This window comes from Pseudomonas sp. GW822-FHT04C11, assembly GCF_058800905.1.
The window spans coordinates 486,720-500,960 of record NZ_JBXAMS010000002.1 but is presented as its reverse complement, the minus strand read 5'-3'; the positions used below and the strand labels follow the sequence as shown (position 1 = coordinate 500,960).

Annotated in this window: 12 protein-coding genes; 2 read left to right on the top strand and 10 right to left on the bottom strand. The window is 60.9% G+C overall.

Annotated features, from left to right (window positions below):
- Positions 1-32: 32 nt before the first annotated feature.
- Positions 33-2,537, bottom strand: a complete 2,505-nt coding sequence (gene plsB / locus AC1RJ3_RS05150; protein WP_493077746.1) for a glycerol-3-phosphate 1-O-acyltransferase PlsB — start codon at positions 2,535-2,537, stop codon at positions 33-35.
- Positions 2,538-2,782: 245 nt separating this feature from the next.
- Here plsB and AC1RJ3_RS05145 point away from each other — a divergent pair, with 245 nt between their 5' ends.
- Positions 2,783-2,992 (top strand): cold shock domain-containing protein, encoded by a 210-nt coding sequence (locus AC1RJ3_RS05145; protein WP_054595898.1) that lies wholly within the window; start codon positions 2,783-2,785, stop codon positions 2,990-2,992.
- Positions 2,993-3,171: 179 nt separating this feature from the next.
- On the opposite strand, the gene AC1RJ3_RS05140 is transcribed toward AC1RJ3_RS05145, so the two are convergent.
- The 4 genes from AC1RJ3_RS05140 to AC1RJ3_RS05125 all read right to left on the bottom strand — a co-directional run bounded on the left by AC1RJ3_RS05140 (position 3,172) and on the right by AC1RJ3_RS05125 (position 8,397).
- A complete protein-coding gene (locus AC1RJ3_RS05140; RefSeq protein ID WP_054595899.1) occupies positions 3,172-3,549 on the bottom strand; it encodes a hypothetical protein in 378 nt (125 codons plus the stop codon).
- 99 nt (positions 3,550-3,648) lie between these two features.
- Positions 3,649-4,458: a putative RNA methyltransferase gene (locus tag AC1RJ3_RS05135; RefSeq protein ID WP_347929076.1), complete on the bottom strand. Its 810-nt coding sequence runs from the start codon at positions 4,456-4,458 to the stop codon at positions 3,649-3,651.
- Complete coding sequence (gene dapE, locus AC1RJ3_RS05130) at positions 4,458-5,609, bottom strand: succinyl-diaminopimelate desuccinylase (RefSeq protein ID WP_477771728.1); 1,152 nt, start codon at positions 5,607-5,609, stop codon at positions 4,458-4,460. Before dapE ends, AC1RJ3_RS05135 begins: the two co-directional genes overlap by 1 nt.
- Before the next feature lie 196 nt (positions 5,610-5,805).
- Positions 5,806-8,397 carry a glycosyltransferase gene (locus AC1RJ3_RS05125; protein WP_054595901.1) on the bottom strand — a complete coding sequence of 864 codons (2,592 nt, stop codon included), beginning with the start codon at positions 8,395-8,397 and terminating at the stop codon, positions 5,806-5,808.
- Positions 8,398-8,665: 268 nt separating this feature from the next.
- On the opposite strand from AC1RJ3_RS05125, the gene tcdA reads away from it, so the two are divergent.
- Positions 8,666-9,478, top strand: a complete 813-nt coding sequence (gene tcdA, locus AC1RJ3_RS05120) for a tRNA cyclic N6-threonylcarbamoyladenosine(37) synthase TcdA (protein ID WP_347929079.1) — start codon at positions 8,666-8,668, stop codon at positions 9,476-9,478.
- A gap of 157 nt (positions 9,479-9,635) precedes the next feature.
- Here the strand turns inward: tcdA and AC1RJ3_RS05115 are convergent, their stop codons facing one another.
- The 5 genes from AC1RJ3_RS05115 to dapC all read right to left on the bottom strand — a co-directional run bounded on the left by AC1RJ3_RS05115 (position 9,636) and on the right by dapC (position 14,234).
- Positions 9,636-10,040: a SufE family protein gene (locus AC1RJ3_RS05115; protein ID WP_493077742.1), complete on the bottom strand. Its 405-nt coding sequence runs from the start codon at positions 10,038-10,040 to the stop codon at positions 9,636-9,638.
- Positions 10,037-11,242 (bottom strand): aminotransferase class V-fold PLP-dependent enzyme, encoded by a 1,206-nt coding sequence (locus tag AC1RJ3_RS05110; RefSeq protein ID WP_493077740.1) that lies wholly within the window; start codon positions 11,240-11,242, stop codon positions 10,037-10,039. Before AC1RJ3_RS05110 ends, AC1RJ3_RS05115 begins: the two co-directional genes overlap by 4 nt.
- Positions 11,243-11,379: 137 nt before the next feature.
- Positions 11,380-12,414: a 2,3,4,5-tetrahydropyridine-2,6-dicarboxylate N-succinyltransferase gene (gene dapD / locus AC1RJ3_RS05105; protein WP_493077738.1), complete on the bottom strand. Its 1,035-nt coding sequence runs from the start codon at positions 12,412-12,414 to the stop codon at positions 11,380-11,382.
- 33 nt (positions 12,415-12,447) lie between these two features.
- Entirely contained in the window at positions 12,448-12,756 is a 309-nt protein-coding gene (locus AC1RJ3_RS05100; RefSeq protein ID WP_237142995.1) for an arsenate reductase, read from the bottom strand.
- Between the two features lie 278 nt (positions 12,757-13,034).
- A complete protein-coding gene (dapC, locus tag AC1RJ3_RS05095) occupies positions 13,035-14,234 on the bottom strand; it encodes a succinyldiaminopimelate transaminase (protein WP_493077736.1) in 1,200 nt (399 codons plus the stop codon).
- Positions 14,235-14,241: the final 7 nt, after the last annotated feature.

Here is a 14,241-nt window from a genome sequence, read left to right as displayed (position 1 = left end):
CAATTAACGGACCGCGGACGGCTTTAAATCATTTAGTCGGTTTGCAGCGCAGGTGCGGGTTGATCCGCCGCATCTTCGCTGCGATGCAGCGCCACTTGACGGATCGACAAGCGAATCTCCGCCGGCAACACGCGTTTGGCCGCGCCTTCAGCCAGTTCGCCGAGCAGTTCGTGGTGGCTCAGCTTGCCGGCTTCGTCGCGCTTGAGCACGTCGAGGTTCAGCAGGGTCTGGATGAAGTGGCGGAACAGGCTCTTGTCGAAGAACTCCGGGGCGTTCAGGCCGTGCAGGATCGACAGGCGCTGGGCCATGACCGTGCACAGGTCTTCCAGTTCTTCGGCGCTGAGGGTGTTCTGGCCGCTGTTGAGCAGCAGGGAAACGGTCATGTAGAAGCGCTGCAAGGTCTGCGCGATGCTCTTGGACAGCAAGGTCAGCAACACGAAATGCCGGGAGCTTGGCGCCGGGCGCAAGTACACGTTGTTCTCGAAACGCAGCAGGCCCTGTTCGACAAAGGCTTCGAGCCATTGGTCGATCACCGCATCCAGTTCGTCCAGCGACCAGCGAATGAACAGCTCCGATTGCAGGTACGGATACAGCGCGCGCGCGTAGCGCAGGACTTGTTCGCGGCTCATGCGCGAGGCGCTCTGGAAGAAGCTCGCAAGCAACGCCGGCAGGGCGAAAATGTGCAGCACGTTGTTGCGGTAGTAGGTCATCAGGACGGCGTTTTGCTCGTCCAGGTAAAGAATCTTGCCCAGCGCATCGCTTTGCTCAGAGAGCAGGTCCATGTCCTTGACGTGTTCGATCAACGCCCGGCCGTCACCTTCCGGCAGCGTGGTGTGTGGCGAGTAAGGCACTTTGCGCAGCAAGGCCAGGTACAAATCGAGCACCCGCGCCATGGCGCGATCGTCCAGCGCCAGACGGCTGGTGGAGAGCAGGGCCAGCGCCACCAGGTTCACCGGATTGATCGCGGCCGCTTCGTTCAAGTGCCGCGCCACGCGCTCGCCGAGGCGGTTGGTGGTTTCGTTGAGCCAGGCTGGCCTGAACTGTGGGCCAAGCTCCTGGGTGCGCCAATCCGGTTGCTCGCTGTCGAGGAACTCCGCCAGTTTGATCGGCTCGCCGAAGTTCACCGCCACCTGGCCGAAGCGCTGCTTGAGCGCGCCGATGACTCTGAAAATGTCGAAGATCGACTCTTTCTTCTTGCTTGCGCCACGCAGTTCGCCGAGGTAGGTCCGGCCTTCGAGTACCCGCTCGTAACCGATGTATACCGGGATGAAAACGATCGGCATGCGCGACGAACGCAGGAAGCTGCGCAGGGTGATCGCCAGCATCCCGGTTTTCGGTTGCAGCATGCGCCCGGTGCGCGAACGGCCGCCCTCGACGAAGTACTCCACCGGGAAGCCTTTGGTGAACAGCGTGTGCAGGTATTCGTTGAACACCGAGGTGTAGAGCGGATTGCCCTTGAAGGTGCGGCGCATGAAGAACGCCCCGCCGCGCCGCAGCAGGCTGCCGATCACCGGCATGTTGAGGTTGATCCCGGCGGCGACGTGCGGCGGCGTCAGGCCGTTGCGAAACAGCAGGTAGGAGAGCAGCAGGTAATCGATGTGGCTGCGATGGCACGGCACGTAGATCACTTCGTGACCTTGGGCGACTTTCTGCACGCCTTCGATGTGGTTGACCTTGATCCCGTCGTAGATCTTGTTCCAGAACCAGCTCAGCACCACTTCCAGAAAACGGATCGCGGTGTAGGTGTAGTCCGAGGCAATTTCGTTGCCGTAACGCAGAGCCTGCGCCTTGGCTTTCTCGGGTGAAATGTTTTCACGCTCGGCTTCGTCGAGGATCGCCTGTTTGACCAGTGGCTGATTCAGCAGGCCTTTGACCAGGTTGCGACGGTGGGAAATGTCTGGGCCGATGACCGCGGCTTTGAGGTTGCGAAAGTGCACCCGCAAAATGCGTTGGGCCATGCGCACGGTGCGTTCATGGCCCTTGTTGTGCTCGATCAACTCGCGCAGGTGGATCGGCGCGGAGAATTGCACGCGGGTCTTGCGCCCCAGGATCATAATGCTCAGCAGTCGGCGCAGACGTCCGGTCACCGCCCAGCTATCAGCGAAGAGCAGTTTCCACGGGCTCGATTCGCTGTCCGGCGACTGGCCCCAGAACACGCTGACCGGGATGATCTGCGCGTCTTCGGCGCCATTCTGGCTCAAGGCGCTGACCAGCCGGGTCAGGGTGGGCGGTGCGCCGCGCTTGTCCTGGCGGCCGAGCCAGTCGGGCTCAGGCGTCAGGTAGAAAAACGCTGCAGGCTCCAGCAGATTGCCCACTGATGTCGGCAGCACCGGACGCGGCAGTCCGGCCTTGCTGCATTCGGTATCGACCACGGCAAGATCAGTCAGCGAAGGATTTTGCAGGACGTAGAACACCGGACGACTGCGGTCGAGGTTGAGGGTGAAGGACGACTGATTGATCGTCTCCGAGCGAACCCAGAGGTACAACAGTCGGCGCAAGGCGCCAAACACCAGACGGCGGAACGGGGAGCGGGTCATACGGCTTCTGCTTTAGTTGAAAAAACCGAGCAAGCGCTCGGGGCCGGTAGTGTGCCGTATTCGTCGAAAATCGGCAAAAAAGCGCCGAAGTAATCTTGAGTTGAGAGTTTTTACCACTGTCATATACTCGGCCAGTCGTTTGCCACTATCGGCGCTGTTTCTTACAGTCAACCGAGCGCTGGCAAACGTTCACAAGGCGTGTTCATGAGCACGCCGACCAATAATAAAAATAGGGGGATTGATTGATGGCAACGCGCGAGACCGGCAACGTGAAGTGGTTCAACGACGCCAAGGGCTACGGCTTCATTCAGCGTGAGGACGGGGCAGACGTGTTCGTGCATTACCGCGCGATCCGTGGCGAAGGCCACCGCTCGTTGGCCGAAGGCCAGCAGGTTGAATACGCCGTGGTCGATGGGCAGAAAGGTTTGCAGGCTGAGGATGTAGTCGGCCTGTAACCCACGGACTGCGAAATCACCATCATTCCCTGTGGCGAGCGGGCTTGCCCGCGTTGGGTCGCGAAGCGGCCCCAAATTCAGCAAACGCAGTGTTTCAGGAAGTACGCGTTCGCTGGTTTTACGGCTGCTGCGCAGTCGAACGGGGGCAAGCCCCCTCGCCACACGGCTGTCTAGCAGGGTTAAGCGGTTTTCCAGGTGATCTCTTCTTCACCGTCGACGCTGATCCGAATCCAGCGATCCGCCGTCTCTTCACCTTCTTCCTCGACCCAGGTCCCTGGCGCGCAGCGCACTTCGACATTCAGTGCGGCAAAGGCGGCGCGGGCGCAGGCGATGTCGTCGTCCCACGGCGTCTGGTCGCTTTCCAGGTACAGGCTGTTCCACTTGCCCACGGCTTTTGGCAGCCAGGTCACAGGCACGTTGCCGGCCTTGCACTTGTAGGTCTGACCTTTCTGAACCCAGTCGGTGCAAGGACCCAGCGCCGCGCCGAGCCAGGTGGCAATAGCCTTGTAGTCGACGTCGGCGTCTTTCAGGTAAATCTCGATATCGGGTTGGCGCATGGATGTTCCTCACTGCGGGTTTCGAAAAATCCATTCGCGGATTTAGCCGGTCTCAAGCCACTGCTCAAGACCAAAAGTTTAAGGGTTGCTCTGAAATAATTACTGCAGAACGAAGTAATCGTAGCGCATCGACACACTGACCTCGAACGGCTCGGCCTGTTCGATGACGGCCGCCCGGCGTTCGGCACTCGCGCGCCAGCCGTGAGGCGTCATGGCCAGCAGGTTGGCGCGGTCCTGGCCGCTGACCAGGTTCAGTTTGAATTCGAGGATTTCGCTGTGTTGCAGCGTCATGCCTTCCGGCACCAGGGCCAGGTGCTTGTCATCAGTGTATTCGCGCACTTCGTCATACAGACGCTCACGCAGTTCCATCAAATGGCCGCTGGTCGGCCCGACTTTCATCAAGCCGCCACCCGGGCTGAGCAGGCGTTTGGCTTCCTGCCAGTCGAGCGGGCTGAACACGCTGGCAAGGAACTGGCAGCTGGCATCGGCCAACGGCACCCGGGCCATGCTGGCGATCAACCAGGTCAGCTGCGGGTTACGTTTGCAGGCACGCTTGACCGCTTCGCGGGAGATATCCAGCGCGTAGCCGTCGGCATTTGGCAGCGCGTCGGCGATTTGCGCGGTGTAGTAACCCTCGCCACAACCGATGTCCAGCCAGCGCTGTGGCGCACGTTCAGCGGCCAGCTCGGCGAGACGCTTGGCCACTGGCGCGTAATGCCCAGCGTTCAAGAAGTCGCGACGGGCTTCAACCATCGCCTGGTTGTCGCCTGGGTCACGGCTGTTCTTGTGCTGCACCGGCAGCAGGTTCAGGTAACCCTGGCGGGCGCGGTCGAAGCGATGCCCGGCCGGGCACGCGACGCCGTTGTCGACCGCGTTCAGCGGCGCACTGCAGATAGGACAGGCAAGCATCAGGCGAGCAACTTGATCAGGGTCTGGTAGTAGATTTCAGTCAGCAGATCGAGGTCGCTGGCCAGCACGCGCTCGTTGACCTGGTGAATCGTCGCGTTGACCGGGCCAAGCTCGACCACTTGCGTACCCATGGTGGCGATGAAGCGCCCGTCCGAAGTACCACCGCTGGTGGACGCCTTGGTGTCGCGACCGGTGATGGTCTTGATGCTTGCCGACACCGCATCGAGCAGGGCACCCGGCTCGGTGAGGAACGGCAGGCCGGACAGCGCCCAATCGATGTGCCAGTCCAGGCCATGTTTGTCGAGGATATCGGCCACCCGCTGTTGCAGGCCTTCGACGGTCGACTCGGTGGAGAAACGGAAGTTGAACACCGCCACCAGATCACCGGGAATGACGTTGGTCGCGCCGGTGCCGGAGTTGACGTTGGAAATCTGGAAACTGGTCGGCGGGAAGAAATCGTTGCCGTGGTCCCAGTGCTCGGCGGCCAGTTCGGCCAGGGCCGGGGCGGCGAGGTGGATCGGGTTCTTCGCCAGGTGCGGGTAGGCCACGTGACCTTGCACACCGCGCACGGTGAGCTTGGCGCCAAGGGAGCCGCGACGGCCGTTCTTGACCACGTCACCGACCAGCGTGGTGCTCGACGGTTCGCCGACGATGCACCAGTCCAGACGCTCTTTGCGCGCTGCGAGGCGTTCGACCACTGCTTTAGTGCCGTGATGCGCCGGGCCTTCTTCGTCGCTGGTGATCAGGAAGGCGACCTTGCCCTTGTGGTCCGGGTAGTCGGCGACAAAACGTTCGGCCGCCACGGTCATGGAGGCCAGGCTGCCTTTCATGTCCGCCGCGCCACGGCCGCAGAGCATGCCGTGTTCGTCGATCACCGCGTCGAACGGATCGATTTGCCAGGCCTGCACCGGACCGGTCGGCACCACGTCGGTGTGACCGGCGAAGCACAGCACTGGGCCTTCGTGTTTGCCGTGGGTGGCCCAGAAGTTATCCACATCCTCGATGCGCATCGGCTCAAGCGCAAAACCGGCATCGCCCAGGCGCTGCATCATCTGCTTCTGGCAATCGGCGTCGACCGGCGTCACGGACGGACGACGGATCAGGTCGATGGCGAGTTGGAGGGTCGGCGAAAGGTCGGCGTGGGCCGTCATGTGAGAACTCCGGAAGCTTATTGTGTAGGAGCAAAGCTTGCTCGCGATGAACGATTATGAGGACTTTCTGTTACACCGAGTCGCGTAATCGCGAGCAAGCTTTGCTCCTACAGGAATTGGGGCTGGCCCCACAAAATGGCAGATATCTTAAAGCAAAACGGCGGCCAGAGGCCGCCGTTTAGTGGTTTGCGCAGATTTAAGCGGCAGGTGCCGGCTCGGTTTCTGGCGCAGGTTTTGGCAGCGAAGACAGGAAGGCCATGATCAGCGCAGCCAGATACGGCAGCGACTGCACCAGCAACATGGTCACCCAGAAGCGCATGTCGTTGCTCGGGATGCCCTGCACCAGGTAAATCCCCAGTGCCGCGCCCCACAACAGCAGCATGATGAACAGCTCTTCGCGCGCTTCCGAAATCGCTACCCAGAAGCCGTGGTTATCGGCATTTTTCGGGGTACGGAAAAACGGAATGCTGCTGGTGAAGAAACCGTACAGCACCGCTTTGGCGATGGTGTGCGACAACGCCAGACCGGCCAATGCCGCGCAGAATGCATCCTTCAGGTTGACCCCGACCGCACGGCGGTAGAGGAAAATGATCTTGCCCACCTTGAACACAAACAGCGCCAGGGGCGGGATTGCGAAGATCAGCAGCGGTGGATCGACCCGTTGCGGCACGATGATCATCGCCGCCGACCAGAGCAGGGCGCCGACGGTGAAGAAGATGTTCATGCCATCCGCGACCCACGGCAACCAGCCCGCGAGGAAGTGGTAACGCTGGCCACGGGTCAGTTCGGTGTCCTTGCCACGCAACAGGCTGGCGGTGTGCCGCTTGATGATCTGAATCGCTCCGTAGGCCCAGCGGAAACGCTGTTTCTTGAAGTCGATAAAGGTATCGGGCATCAGGCCCTTGCCGTAACTGTTGTGGTAGTACGCCGCCGACAGGCCTTTTTCGAACACCCGCAGACCCAATTCGGCGTCTTCGCAGATGCACCAGTCAGCCCAGCCGAGCTCTTCGAGCACCGAGCGACGGGTCATGGTCATGGTGCCGTGCTGGATGATCGCGTCACGGTCGTTACGGGTCACCATGCCGATGTGGAAGAAGCCTTTGTATTCCGCGTAGCAGAGCTTCTTGAAGGTGCTTTCGTTCTGGTCGCGATAATCCTGTGGCGACTGCACCACGGCGATTTTCGGATCGGCGAAGTGCGGCACCATGTGCTTGAGCCAGTTCGGGTCGACGCAGTAGTCCGAGTCGATCACCGCGATGACTTCGGCATCCTTGGCAGTGTGCGGGATCAGGTAGTTCAGCGCGCCGCCCTTGAAACCGGCCAATGGCGAGACGTGGAAGAACTTGAAGCGCGGGCCCAGGGTTTCGCAATAGGCCTGCACCGGTTCCCAGACGGCCGGGTCCTTGGTGTTGTTGTCGATGATCAGGACTTCGAAGTCCGGATAGTCGAGGTTGGCCAGGGCGTTGAGGGTCTGTTTGACCATCTCCGGCGGCTCGTTGTAGCACGGCACATGGATCGAGACTTTCGGACGGTAGTCCGAGTCGCCCACCACCGGCAGGAATTCACGCCGACGTTTGTGGGTCCAGACGGTCTCGGCCAGTTCGTGGGCTTCGGTCAGCAATACGATAAATACCCCGAGCGCACCGAGGGCGAGCAGGAAGCCCACCGTCAGGCTGAACCAGGTGCTGTATTGCTGGCTGTAGTCGTAACCGATCCACACCAGTGCCGAACCGCCGAGGAACGCGGTGAAGGTCAGGAAGGTCCGACCGCGCTGGCGCAGGGCCGAGCCGTCGATCATCAGCAGGGTCAGGGACAACAACGCCAGGACCACGGAGCCGACCGCCAGTACTCGCCATTGCGGAATCGCTACGACCGGGCCTTCGAAGTTGAATTTCTGCTGACGCGCAGCGTTGAACACGCCCCAATAGGCGCCTACCGAACCTTCGTCGCTGGCTTTCCATGGCTGGTCAAACGCTTCGATCACGAAGTAGTTGAAGCCCTGGCGGTTGAGCTTGTTCACCAGCGTACGCAGGTAAATCGCCTGATCCGCCGGGGTCGCATCAGCACCACCGCGCATGCGGCCATTGCTCGGCCAGCCCACTTCGGACAGCAGCAGCGGTTTTTTCGGGAAGAGTTTTTTCAGGTCGCGGGCACGATCCAGAACAAACTGGCCGGCCTGGTCCACCGGGATGAATTCCCAATACGGCAGGATGTGAGCCGCGATCAGGTCGACGTGCTTGGCCAGCATCGGGTTTTCTTCCCAGACGTGCCACTGCTCGGACGTGGTCACCGGGACCTTTACCGCTGCGCGCACGCGATCGAGGATCACGCTCAATTGCTCGGCGGTGATTTCCTTACGGAAGATCGCTTCGTTACCGACCACCACGCGCACGACGCTGCGCGAACTGTTGGCCAGTTCGATGGCGCGCTGGATCTCGCGCTCGTTACGCTCAAGATCGGGGCTGATCCAGATCCCGAGCGTCACGCGCAGGCCGAATTCTTCCGCCAGTTTCGGGATGTCCTCCAGCGTACCGTCGACGGAGTAGGTCCGAATGTTGTCGGTCAGCTTGCTCATGATCTCCAGGTCGCGACGCATTTCATCGTCGGACGGGAACTGGTTTTTCTGTGGGAACTGGCCTTGCTGGAACGGCGAGTAAGAAAAACCGGAGATCTGCTCAGGCCAGTTGGGGGTCGTGACGGGGCGGTTGATCAGCGCCCAGAAACCGGTGAACAGCGCGGCAATCGCCAGCACTACCACCAGATTGAGTCCAAATTTACGCGATGACATAGCTATATCGGGTTCCAAAAGGTGTGGAACGAGGGGACGGTTGGCACGCGCCAATCGGCGCGCATCCTACACTGGCGTTCAACTGAGCGTACAGCAGACAGAAAAAAGCCGGACATTGGGCAAGCCATCTTCGCTTAAGTTCTTTTGTGTGACAAAAAATGTACATATGCCGGCACAAATAAAGCACGACCTGCTGCCGTTTATAGCGCAAAGATGTTCTTGGCACGTATCGGCCCTATAATGCGCGCCGGTTTTTAGGGTAGTGGTCATGAGTACAGAAGATCCGCGGTTTGCTGGCATTGCCCGCTTGTATGGCATCGAAGGCCTGGCGCGTTTGCGCGCGGCCCATGTGGCGATTGTTGGCGTCGGTGGCGTCGGTTCCTGGGCGGCGGAAGCCATGGCCCGTTGCGGTGTCGGCGAAATCTCGCTGTTCGACCTCGATGACGTGTGCGTCAGCAACGTCAATCGCCAGTTGCATGCACTGGACAGTACTGTCGGCAAACCCAAGGTCGAGGTGATGGCCGAGCGCCTGCGCGGGATCAACCCGGAGTGCACCGTGCACGCGGTGGCGGATTTCGTCACCCGCGAAACCATGGCCGAGTACATCACGCCAAATATCGACTGCGTGATCGACTGCATCGACAGCGTCAACGCCAAGGCTGCGCTGATCGCCTGGTGCAAACGTCGCAAGATCCAGATCATCACCACGGGCGGTGCGGGCGGGCAGATCGATCCGACGCTGATCCAGGTGTGTGACCTGAACCGTACCTTCAATGACCCGCTGGCCTCGAAAGTGCGCTCCACGTTGCGTCGCGATTATGGTTTCTCGCGCACTGTGACCCGTCACTACAGCGTGCCGTGCGTGTTCTCCACCGAGCAACTGCGCTATCCGAAACCCGATGGCAGCATTTGCTTGCAGAAGAGCTTTGTCGGCGATGGGGTGAAACTCGACTGCGCAGGTGGTTTTGGCGCGGTGATGATGGTGACCGCGACCTTTGGCATGGTCGCCGCGACCAAGGCTGTGGATAAGATTGTGGCGGGTGTGCGGCGCCCGGCAGACAAGATCAAACCGGCGCAATAATCCTGCTGTTGTGGCGAGGGAGCTTGCTCCCGCTGGGTCGCGAAGCGACCCAAAAATCGAGCGCCGCAGGTTGTCAGACACACCGTATTCATCGATTTACGACTGCTGCGCCCGAACGCGGACCAGCCGACGGGAGCAAGCTCCCTCGCCACTGGTGTCAGGCGGCCAACTCATTCATCCGCTGCAACACCGCATTGAGGCCATTGCTGCGCGACGACGACAGTTGTCGCGATAACCCCAGTTGATTGAACCAATCGGGCAAATCCACCTGTTGCAACTCGGCGGCAGTCAAGCCGTTGACCCGCGCCAGCAGCAACGCCACCAACCCGCGAATCAATCGTGCATCGCTGCTGGCAGCAAACTGCCAATGGCCGTCCTGCAACGCGCCAACCAACCACACCTGACTTTCGCAGCCGTGTACGCGATTGGCCTCGGTCTTGTCTGCATCGCTCAACGGCGGAAGCCGTTCGCCCCATTGCATCAGCAAGCGAGCGCGTTGTTCCCAGCCGGCAGCGGCCTGAAAGGTTTCCAGTGCCGTAATGGCATCCGCTGGCAGGCTCATCGCAACAACTCCAGCGCTTGATCAAGGGCTTCGAAAAAGCGCTCAAGGTCTTCCGAGTCGTTGTACAGCGCCAACGAAACCCGAATCGCTCCCGCCAGTTCAAAGCTTTTCAGCAACGGCATCGCGCAGTGGTGTCCGGCGCGTACGGCGATGCCCTGTTCGGTGAGCAGATGCGCCAAATCGGCGTTGTGCACGCCTTCGACGACAAAACTGGCCAGCGCCAGTTGTGGTTTGCCCAACAGGCGAATGCCATTGCGCGCCTGCAAGCCCTTCAACAGGTAATCATGCAGCGCGGCTTCGTGGGCGCACACGGCGTCCTGGTCGAGACCGGCGAGATAGTCGAGGGTCGCGCCCAGGCCAATCACGCTGGCAATCGGCGGTGTGCCGGCTTCAAAGCCCAGCGGGGCTGGGCGGAAGCGTGCGTCGTGGTAGTTGGCGTCCAGCACCATCTCGCCGCCGAACTGCCATGGGCGCAACTGCTGCAAGGCTTCGTTGCGGCCATACAGCACGCCGAGACCGTCCGGGCCATAGAGTTTGTGGCTGGAAAAAACGTAAAAGTCGCAACCCAGTGCCTGCACGTCATGGCGGCCATGGACCACGCCTTGGGCGCCATCGACCACGGTCAAGGCGTTCTGCGCCTTGGCCAGCGCCAGTAACGGCGCTAACGGCTGCCATGCGCCGAGCACGTTGGACAACTGGCTGACCGCCAGCAATCGCGTGCGCGGGCCGATCAACCGGGCGGCGGCGTCGAGATCGATCAGACCGTCCGCATCCAGTGGCAACACCAGCAGTTTCAGCTCGCGACGGTGCGCCAATTGCTGCCATGGCAACAGGTTGGCGTGGTGTTCCAGGGCGCTGATGACAACTTCATCGCCCGGATTGAAAAGGTGTTCCAGGCCGTAGGCCAGGAGGTTCAGCGCAGAGGTTGCGCCGTGGGTAAAGATGATTTGCCCGCTGTTGCCGGCATTGAGCCAATGCGCGACTTTGCTGCGGCTGCCTTCGAACGCCTGCGTGGCATGGGCGCCGGGCAGGTGTTGCGCACGATGAACGTTGGCCGCGCCGTTGGCGTAGTAGTGCGCCAGCGCATCGAGCAGGGCTTGGGGTTTCTGGGTGGTGGCGGCGTTGTCCAGATAGGTCTGGTCTTGCCGTTGCAGAGCGGCGATGGCCGGAAAATCGGCGCGCCAGGGAGAAGGAATCATCATGCCATCGGGCCCTGATAAACATGGGCGGGTGTACGCCTGGCCCTGTAGGAGCAGAGCTTGCTCGCGATGGGGCCCTTGAGGCCGCCAAAAGCATCGCGAGCAAGCTTTGCTCCTACAGGGGGTGTTTGACGCTCTGCTTAGTTGTGAGCGTGCAGCGCTTCGTTCAGTTCGATGGCCGATTTGTGGGTTTTGCATTCCACGGCACCGGTCTCCGAATTGCGGCGGAACAACAGGTCAGGCTGGCCGGCCAGTTCGCGGGCCTTGAGCACTTTGACCAGTTTGTTGTTCTCGTCCAGCAGTGCCACTTTGGTGCCAGCGGTCACGTACAGGCCCGACTCAACAGTGTTGCGGTCGCCCAATGGAATGCCGATACCGGCGTTGGCGCCGATCAGGCAGCCTTCGCCGACCTTGATCACGATGTTGCCGCCGCCCGACAGGGTGCCCATGGTCGAGCAACCGCCGCCCAGGTCCGAACCCTTGCCGACGAACACGCCCGCAGAGACGCGGCCTTCGATCATGCCAGGGCCTTCGGTGCCGGCGTTGAAGTTGACGAAACCTTCGTGCATCACGGTGGTGCCTTCGCCCACGTAGGCACCCAGACGAATACGTGCCGCGTCAGCGATACGCACGCCAGCCGGTACGACGTAATCGGTCATTTTCGGGAACTTGTCGACCGAGAACACTTCCAGCAGCTCGCCACGCAGACGGGCTTCCAGTTGATGCTCGGCCAGTTCGTTCAGGTCGATTGCGCCCTGGCTGGTCCAGGCCACGTTCGGCAGCAACGGGAAGATCCCGGCCAGGTTCAGGCCGTGTGGCTTGACCAGGCGATGGGACAGCAGGTGCAGCTTGAGGTAGGCCTCAGGGGTGGAGCTCAGTTGTGCGTCTTCGGCCAGCAGGGTGGCGACCAGCGGCTTGTGGCTTTCGGCCAGGCGGGTCAGCAACGCCGCTTGAGCTGCGTCGGCACCTTTCAGGGCTTCAGCCAGTTGCGCGGCCTGGGCGGTAGTGAAAGCGATAGCCTGATTGCCTTCGGTGTAGCCCAGAATCGGCGCGACAGCGGCGACCAGCTCAGCCGATGGCTTGAGTACCGGAGCTGCGTAAAACACTTCCAGCCATGCACCTTGACGGTTTTGAGTGCCGACACCAAAGGCCAGGCTGAACAGGGTAGTGGACATGTTTATACCTCTAACAAAATTGAACGGGCTGGCTTACTTGAGCGCTGCCGCGTAAATGTCTGGCTTGAAGCCAATCAGGGTTCGGTCACCGAGATCGAGCACCGGGCGCTTGATCATCGAAGGTTGTGCGAGCATCAATTCGATAGCTTTCGCCTGGTCGAGATCGGCTTTACGTTCGTCGTCGAGTTTGCGAAAGGTCGTGCCTGCACGGTTGAGCACCACTTGCCAGCCGTGCTCGTTGCACCACTGGGTCAGGTGTTCACGGTCGATTCCGGCCGTTTTGTAATCATGAAAGTCAAAATGCACAGCGTTTTCATCGAGCCAGGTGCGCGCCTTTTTCATGGTGTCGCAGGCTTTGATGCCGAAAAGGTGCAACGTTTTGCTTGAAGCGGTCAAGGAATTGCCCCCCTTTGGAGGTGCTGGAAATAAAAGATCAAGGATTATGCCATGAGCGAGCGGGTTCGGCGTCGGCCATGACCGGGCTTTGTCGCATTGCCGATGGCAGCTGTCAGCGGGCAGCTTAAGCGACCAATATGGCACTTCAACGGCGATTGATCGGGAACTCTGGTCGGATTTCATGCAGGAGCTGCCTGCGGCAACTCCTGCGGGCGATGTAACTGTTATCGACGGCGCAGAATGAAGTCGCGAATCCGTTCTGCCGCTTCAACGCATTCCGCCAAAGGCGCGACCAATGCCAGGCGTACCCGGCCAGCCCCCGGATTGAAACCGTCAACCTCTCGGGACAGGTACGAACCCGGCACCACCGTCACGTGTTCTTCGACAAACAGGTCACGGCAGAACGCGGCATCATCGCCTTCGACGTTCGGCCACAGGTAGAAACCGCCGTCCGGGCGCTGTACGTCCATCACCGGGCTGAGGATTTCCAGTACCGCATCGTACTTCTCGCGGTACAGCGCACGGTTGGCCCGCACATGCACTTCGTCATTCCACGCGGCAACGCTGGCGAGTTGGGTCTGAACCGGCATGGCGCAGCCATGGTAGGTGCGATACAGCAGGAAGCCCTTGAGAATCTCGGCATCGCCGGCGACGAAACCCGAGCGCAGGCCCGGCAGGTTGGAACGCTTGGACAGGCTGTGGAACACCACGCAGCGTTTGAAATCCTTGCGACCCAGTTCCACGCAGGCGCTGAGCAGGCCTGGCGGTGGGGTCTGTTCGTTGAAGTAAAGCTCGCTGTAGCACTCGTCGGCAGCGATCACGAAGTCGTGTTCATCGGCCAGGGCGATCAGTTTTTTCAGGGTTTCGACCGGGATCAGCGCACCCGTCGGGTTGCCTGGCGAGCACAGGAAGAGGATCTGGCAGCGCTTCCAGATATCGTCCGATACCGCATCGAAGTCCGGGTTGAAGCCGTTTTCATCCAGGCACGGCAGGTAATGTGGCTTGGCACCTGCGAGGAACGCTGCGCCTTCATAGATCTGGTAGAACGGGTTCGGACTGACGATCAGTGCGTCGTCGCCGCGATTGACCACGGTCTGGGTGAAGGCGAACAGCGCTTCGCGAGTGCCGTTGACCGGCAGCACGTTGCGCGCCGGATCGATCCAGCCACTCGGTACGCCAAAGCGCCGCTCGCACCAGCCGGCAATGGCTTCCCGCAGGGCCGGGGTGCCAAGCGTGGTCGGGTACACCGCCATCTGATCCAGATTGCTCGCCAGCGCTTCAGCGACAAAGCTTGGCGAACGGTGCTTCGGTTCGCCGATGGACAACGCAATCGGGCGCTTGTCCGGGTTTGGCGTCACCGCACCGAGCAGGGCGCGCAGTTTCTCGAACGGGTAAGGCTGGAGCTGGTTCAGAGCGTTGTTCATCGGTGCG

Bases quoted from the DNA above. Each gene is read 5' to 3' on its own strand.
- plsB (WP_493077746.1), bottom strand. From the start codon at position 2,537: ATGACCCGCTCCCCGTTCCGCCGTCTGGTGTTTGGCGCCTTGCGCCGA.
- AC1RJ3_RS05145 (WP_054595898.1), top strand. From the start codon at position 2,783: ATGGCAACGCGCGAGACCGGCAACGTGAAGTGGTTCAACGACGCCAAG.
- AC1RJ3_RS05140 (WP_054595899.1), bottom strand. From the start codon at position 3,549: ATGCGCCAACCCGATATCGAGATTTACCTGAAAGACGCCGACGTCGAC.
- AC1RJ3_RS05135 (WP_347929076.1), bottom strand. From the start codon at position 4,458: ATGCTTGCCTGTCCTATCTGCAGTGCGCCGCTGAACGCGGTCGACAAC.
- dapE (WP_477771728.1), bottom strand. From the start codon at position 5,609: ATGACGGCCCACGCCGACCTTTCGCCGACCCTCCAACTCGCCATCGAC.
- AC1RJ3_RS05125 (WP_054595901.1), bottom strand. From the start codon at position 8,397: ATGTCATCGCGTAAATTTGGACTCAATCTGGTGGTAGTGCTGGCGATT.
- tcdA (WP_347929079.1), top strand. From the start codon at position 8,666: ATGAGTACAGAAGATCCGCGGTTTGCTGGCATTGCCCGCTTGTATGGC.
- AC1RJ3_RS05115 (WP_493077742.1), bottom strand. From the start codon at position 10,040: ATGAGCCTGCCAGCGGATGCCATTACGGCACTGGAAACCTTTCAGGCC.
- AC1RJ3_RS05110 (WP_493077740.1), bottom strand. From the start codon at position 11,242: ATGATGATTCCTTCTCCCTGGCGCGCCGATTTTCCGGCCATCGCCGCT.
- dapD (WP_493077738.1), bottom strand. From the start codon at position 12,414: ATGTCCACTACCCTGTTCAGCCTGGCCTTTGGTGTCGGCACTCAAAAC.
- AC1RJ3_RS05100 (WP_237142995.1), bottom strand. From the start codon at position 12,756: ATGAAAAAGGCGCGCACCTGGCTCGATGAAAACGCTGTGCATTTTGAC.
- dapC (WP_493077736.1), bottom strand. From the start codon at position 14,234: ATGAACAACGCTCTGAACCAGCTCCAGCCTTACCCGTTCGAGAAACTG.